This is a genomic window from Candidatus Cardinium hertigii, assembly GCF_003788695.1.
In genome coordinates, this window is sequence record NZ_RARA01000019.1 from 33,872 (window position 1) to 39,871 (window position 6,000).

Annotated in this window: 4 protein-coding genes and 1 tRNA gene; 1 reads left to right on the forward strand and 4 read right to left on the reverse strand. The window is 33.5% G+C overall.

Features of this window, described 5'->3' with window-relative positions; translation table 11 throughout:
- Positions 1-190 precede the first annotated feature (190 nt).
- The 3 genes from EDM02_RS01405 to EDM02_RS01415 form a co-directional block, all read right to left on the reverse strand.
- Entirely contained in the window at positions 191-1,426 is a 1,236-nt protein-coding gene (locus tag EDM02_RS01405) for a ubiquitin carboxyl-terminal hydrolase family protein (protein WP_123662505.1), read from the reverse strand.
- A gap of 618 nt (positions 1,427-2,044) precedes the next feature.
- Positions 2,045-2,734 carry a tRNA (guanosine(37)-N1)-methyltransferase TrmD gene (trmD, locus tag EDM02_RS01410; protein WP_123662507.1) on the reverse strand — a complete coding sequence of 230 codons (690 nt, stop codon included), beginning with the start codon at positions 2,732-2,734 and terminating at the stop codon, positions 2,045-2,047.
- Positions 2,735-2,877: 143 nt separating this feature from the next.
- Positions 2,878-2,952, reverse strand: a tRNA-Met gene (locus tag EDM02_RS01415).
- Between the two features lie 105 nt (positions 2,953-3,057).
- Here EDM02_RS01415 and EDM02_RS01420 point away from each other — a divergent pair.
- Entirely contained in the window at positions 3,058-4,539 is a 1,482-nt protein-coding gene (locus tag EDM02_RS01420; RefSeq protein WP_123662509.1) for an LptF/LptG family permease, read from the forward strand.
- A 155-nt stretch (positions 4,540-4,694) separates the two neighbouring features.
- On the opposite strand, the gene EDM02_RS01425 is transcribed toward EDM02_RS01420, so the two are convergent.
- Positions 4,695-5,708, reverse strand: coding sequence for an Rpn family recombination-promoting nuclease/putative transposase (locus EDM02_RS01425; RefSeq protein WP_123662513.1), 1,014 nt, complete (start codon positions 5,706-5,708; stop codon positions 4,695-4,697).
- Positions 5,709-6,000 lie beyond the last annotated feature (292 nt).

Sequence of the window (6,000 nt, forward strand, 5' to 3'; positions counted from 1 at the left end):
CAATTGCTTGCATCTGTTCAGTTTTAAATGCTTTCTAAAACAAAACGCCTATAAATCATCCATAGATCATACAATCTGACTGATGCACTACTCAAGATGGAATCCCATCATTGTGAAGTAGGCGCTATAAAGTATAGATAAACAATTGATGGTTGTTGTGCAAGTGGGCTAAGTAGTGAGTTACTCAGTGCTATTTTTTTGCATAAAATAAAAGATAAGCCTCTTGAGAGGCTTTGATGGCTGCTGATGAATCAAGACGAGTTATGATTTTATCATCTGCCCAATACCATTCCCCTTTTCGCTTTACATAAGCAGTGTAGTGGCCACTATGTAGGCTGGGTCCATGATGCACAATAAATCCATGTAAACTAAAATTAGCATCGTTAATGCTAATCTCTTCTGTTCCTTTAAATTTATCTGTTATTTTTGTTTGGTTAGGATATCGTAATAATTGTATACATAGTTTAGAAGGAAGTTTATCTATTACTTCCTGAATTATATAATGTTCTGTTGATAGATCGTCTTTTGCAGGCTCCAAATTAGCCTCCAATAGAAAAGCTGTATCTAATTTTGAACTTATGTAGTCGTCTAATAACCGATATTCATTTAATTCTATTTCTAGATTAGTATCCTGTACTACCTCTTTTGCATTCAATTTAATCATTTGAGTGATGTAAGGTTGGGCTCTTACTCCTTCCCCTAGATTTATTTTAATTATATGTTCCATCTCGTTACTTCTTTTTTTAATTCGCATTTTCCCTTCTTTGTCTTTAATACCAATGAATGTATATTTACTATAGCGATGCTCGTCTAAAAAAGGGTAAGATTCGTTAAGATAACGTAAAAACTCTTCAGAATCATGTTGTTGTCGTGATTGTGCCATTGTTCCCGCTTTACCTTCTAGTTCAGTCGTGAATTTCCTTACATAACCATCATTGCAAGATTGTGAATCGATAGGGTTCTTGTTGATTTCGTTTATGATTTCCTTTAGTGGAGTACTATCTCGCACATCATCGCTATACAGCGCTGCAATGATTTGTAGCACTGCATTCATGTAACAAGTATTACCAAGATTAGCAATACCAGAAAAGGGCATATTAGAAGCTTGTGGTGAAGGTGATGGCATCGGACTTGTATGTGCACCGCTACCTTTTGAACCAGTTGAACTAGATGGATGGTAAACGAAATTATTGCAACTATTAGCAGTATCAGATCGTTTTGGAGAATTTTCAGGTAAAGAGAGCTGTGTCAAGTATGGATTTTTTTCATTATTTATCTCATTATTAACTATTAATTTAGGACCGCTTACAGAACCCCTGCATTGATTTGCTGCTATGATCACATAGCATAATAAGCCACTAATCAAAATGAGGCCTCTTTGGTATGACCTTAATATTTTAAGCAAATAAGATTTTTTCATATTCATAGATAATATCTATTATATAGTTTTTAATATTGTGGTAATGTTTGCATTAAATTTGGCTGTGTAACCTGCTTATGCTAAGCATTCTACTGCAAATATAAAATAAATTCTAATAATTATAATATTTAGCTATAAATGTATCCGTTCAGTGGTGTGGCTATTATTGATTATAAACTAAAAAATTAAAACAAAGATATTTATAAGTAATTGTTCAATACATATGTACTTTATAAAAGTACTGTAAATGAACTTTAAAAACAAAACGTTAAAAATTACTTTTTGGGTAAAATATAAAATAAATATATCATTAGATCCTTTTTACTATGAATTTCAGCACCTTGCCACACCATTGAACGGATACCTAATAAATTTATTAGCTATAAATTTATAGCGAGACCCTTGCAATAGAAAACTAAAAAACTGGAAACTGTAGCAATTGTATTATACAAATTTAAAGTTCTTTATAAGCTTGCAGCACTAAAATGTATGGCTTATGTCATTTTTAAGGCTTTTAACTAACACTTGGGTATAGATTTTCCTCTCTTATAAAATTTTTGTTTTCTATTGCAACGGCCTCATAATATATAAAATATGGCTACCACGCAGGTGAACGGACACCTTTTATATTACTTCTTTTTTTTCGATAAGGTGTGGCCTTCTTTTTTTTGTTCTAGCAACTTTTTCTTGCTGAGCCCATTCCTGGATAGCTTTGTGATTTCCAGAAAGCAATACATCTGGAACCATCATACCCTCATAATTGTAAGGCCGTGTATAAGCGGGTGGCGCTACTAATCCATCTTGAAAAGAGTCTGCCAGTACAGAAGAAGCATCTGATATAACGCCTGGTATAACCCGAACTATAGCATCTGCTAATATGAGAGCAGGTAATTCTCCTCCAGAAAGCACGTAATCTCCAATACTGATTTCTAGTGTAATAAAGTGTTTACGTATGCGTTCATCTATTCCTTTATAATGTCCACATAATACCATTATATTTTGTTTGAGAGAACACTTATTCACCAAATCTTGCGTAAGCGGTTCACCATCTGGAGCCATATAGATAACTTCATCATAGTTTTGTTCTTTTTGAAGTGCTCTAATACAATTAGCAATTGGTTCCACCATTAATAACATACCAGCATCCCCTCCATAGAGCGAATCATCAATTTTATCATGTTTATATGGGGTGTAATGGCGTAAATTGTGTATGTTAATCGAGAGTAAATGCTGTTTAATGGCTCTCTGAAAAATGAAATGCTTCAGTGGACTTTCAAATAGCTGAGGCAGACAGGTAATAATATCGATTCTCATTCAAATTATATAAAATAGGAAAAGAAAAAAGTATGTTTAGTATGTGTTAGTATGTAAAGTCTGTTGAGTATTCCTTGAGTATTCCTTGAGTATTCCTTGAGTATTCCTTGAGTATTCCTTGGTCATAGGTCATAAGAAGTATGTAGCGAGAGGGGGACTCGAACCCCCGACCTTCGGGTTATGAATCCGATGCTCTAAACCGACTGAGCTACCTCGCCATTTCTTTGCTACTTCGTTATTTCATTGTCTTTTCCAGGCTGTAGTATCCATACTACTTAAATTGTTTCTATATTTATAATAAAGTTAATCACAAATTTGTAAAAATGGGTAACCTCGTTATAAAAAAAATAGATAAACTCCTGTTACGTAGTTTTATACCTACCTTTGTATTATTACTTGCATTGGTATTGTTTGTATTGGTCATACAAATGTTTTTTGTATTGTTTTCTAATATTGCAGGTAAAGGATTAGGCGTTCTGGTTTATACAAAGTTGTTGTTTTATATAGGTCTGCATGTATTTCCTAATGCTTTTCCTATTGCAGCGTTGATAGCCTCTCTTATTGTCTTTGGTAATCTTTCTGAAAGTTTTGAATTCACGGCCATGCGTTCTGTAGGCCTTTCTCTACAGCGTATTTTATGTTTTCCTTTTGTTTTTGTACTCTTTTTAAGCGGTGTACTCTTGTATTTCCAAGATTATATCCATCCCACTACCAACCATAAAATATTCTCTTTAATAATTGATGTCATGAATAAAAAATCTGCTTTGTTTATCCAACAAGGTGTTATTTGTAATAATATACCAGGATATAGTATTCATGTAAATAAAAAACTTGGCGATAATGAGCATATGGAGGGTATCATAGTGTATGATTATACCAAAACATATGGAACAATCGCAACTATTGCAGAAAAGGGTAAGCTTTACACTACACCAGATGAAGCCTATTTAGTTATGGAGCTTAGCAATGGATGTAATTATGTGGAGAAATTGNNTAGCCTAGAAGCGCTTAAACTGAGGAAATCCGATGAGAAATATACAAGCGAACCTAGAACAAGGGACCATTTACAACTAAAAAAATTAATTCAGGAAATAGAGCAAAAAATAGTGGAGGAAGGGAACGATAGCCATAATTTGCTTGTACAACAGGCTAGTCGTTATGGTATTTCAGAAAATACTTTTAAACCATCGAATGCAGATAATGGTGATCAGTTGCAATCCTCTTTCGAAAGTTCAACCTTGCTTCAAGATGCTGATTTTATAGCATTTAGAAATCAGCTTATAGAAAGCAAAACGCCTTCCAATCTAGAGAAAAAATGCCAACAGTATGGCGATACCCTGCAATGGATTACGCAACGGGCCTTACGTACTGTGGAGAAAATAAAGACTACGTTAACAATGCAACATGAGCATGTATTAGCAGTTAAACAATATTTAAATCAGGCTTTATTTGAGAAAGAGCGCCGTTTTGCTATAGCTATGCGGTGTGTTATAATGTTTTTATTAGCAGCACCTTTGGGTTGTATTATTAGGAGAGGTGGTTTTGGTGTATCCGTAATGATAAGTTTTGTTTTTATCCTGTTGGAATATATTCTTACTACGCTTGGAGAGACTTGGGCCATCGCAAATACTCTTTCTCCTTTTATATGTGCTTGGCTTGCTAACTTTACTGTACTGCCTTTTTGTTTTTTATTTTTAATAAAGGCCCAACGGGGTACTAGTTTATTTACAATCGATTGGCAACTAGTCTATTTAAGGATTAAAAAAATCATCCAACGAAGAATAAGTATACCATTATTCATTTAACAAAACTATTTTAATCCGTTGAAAATCCTATTTAATGAGGCCGTTGCAATAGAAAACTGCAGCTTTTTATAAAATTTTTGTTTTCTATTGCAACGGCCTCAAATTAACAAGTTGAGCCAATACGTTATGTCTCACTTACTGTAAGGAATAAGCCGCTATAAACACTGTTTAAGTGTATGAATAAAAGAGATATCAAGTCCAGTAATATGCGCAATAAGGGTATGATCCATATTATTAGCTAACATCTTTTGTGCTATTTCAGCTTTTTCTTTCTCCATACCTTTCTCCATACCTTGCTCTATACCTTTCTCTATACCTTTCTCTATACCTTTCTCTATACCTTTCTCTATACCTTTCTCTATACCTTTCTCTATACCTTGTATGATCCCTTGTTGCATCCCTTCATCAATATATTTTTGCGCAATGGTTCGCATAATCGTAACGGTTTCTTCTTTAGATAAATGTCTGGAAATGATCCGTTCTAATTCTTTCTGTTGCGCTTCTGGTAACTTTGCATCAGTATACCATAACAACGTCTTTATACAAAGATAATTTTTTTCTTTATCTATTAGAACGGCATATGGGCATTTTGATAAAAGTTCTGCCCATACTTTTAACAAATCCCGTTTATGAATGTATTTGAGCATATATTCAAACATACCCAACTGTTTTTTCTTTAGGATCTCATCCTCTGGCATGCTTTGTAAATCAATCAGCTGATAATCTTCTGTCATGAGTTTTTTAGCGTGTTCAGGATGACTAAACAATTGCCATAAATTTCTGGGTGCATTATATGTTTTAGCGCCATGATAGATTAAAAGAGGACAGATTAAGGGTAACCCATCTTTTTTTTGCTTATGCCGTTCGCATAATAAAAGTATGTACTTCCATAATCGCAAAGCTATCCAATGGTCTGGTGTAGCTTGCGCCTCAATCAATACATAAACAAAAGCCGTATCGTGGTTTTTGGTTTGTACAGAAAATACAAGATCACTTAATTTTCTCCTTAGATCCTCTTCTACAAAAGATTCTTTTTCTATAGTAATTTTTGTTAAATCTACTATAGCCTTAAAATCAGCTGGTAAATAGTATTCTAAAAACTCCTGTGCAGCTACTGGGTTGGTTAAAATTTTTTTGATTAACGCATCATGTTTTAGTCTACTGGTCATAGCGGCTTAATATATTGAAACATAGTGTAGGAATATATAAATTTGGTTGCTACTACTAAAAGATAAAAAGTAATTGCTGAGATAAAAAGTAGTTGCTGATGTTTTTCTAGTGTGTATCTGTTCACATGTGTATCTGTTCACATTTGTTACAATATAACACTGAGGCCGTTGCAATAGAAAAATGGCAACGTATTTTTTATAGAAATCTAGATGTAACTTGTACATTTTTGTACGTTTACAGCACTAAAATATTATTTTTTATGTACTTTTAAAGACTTTTTAGTAATAGTTA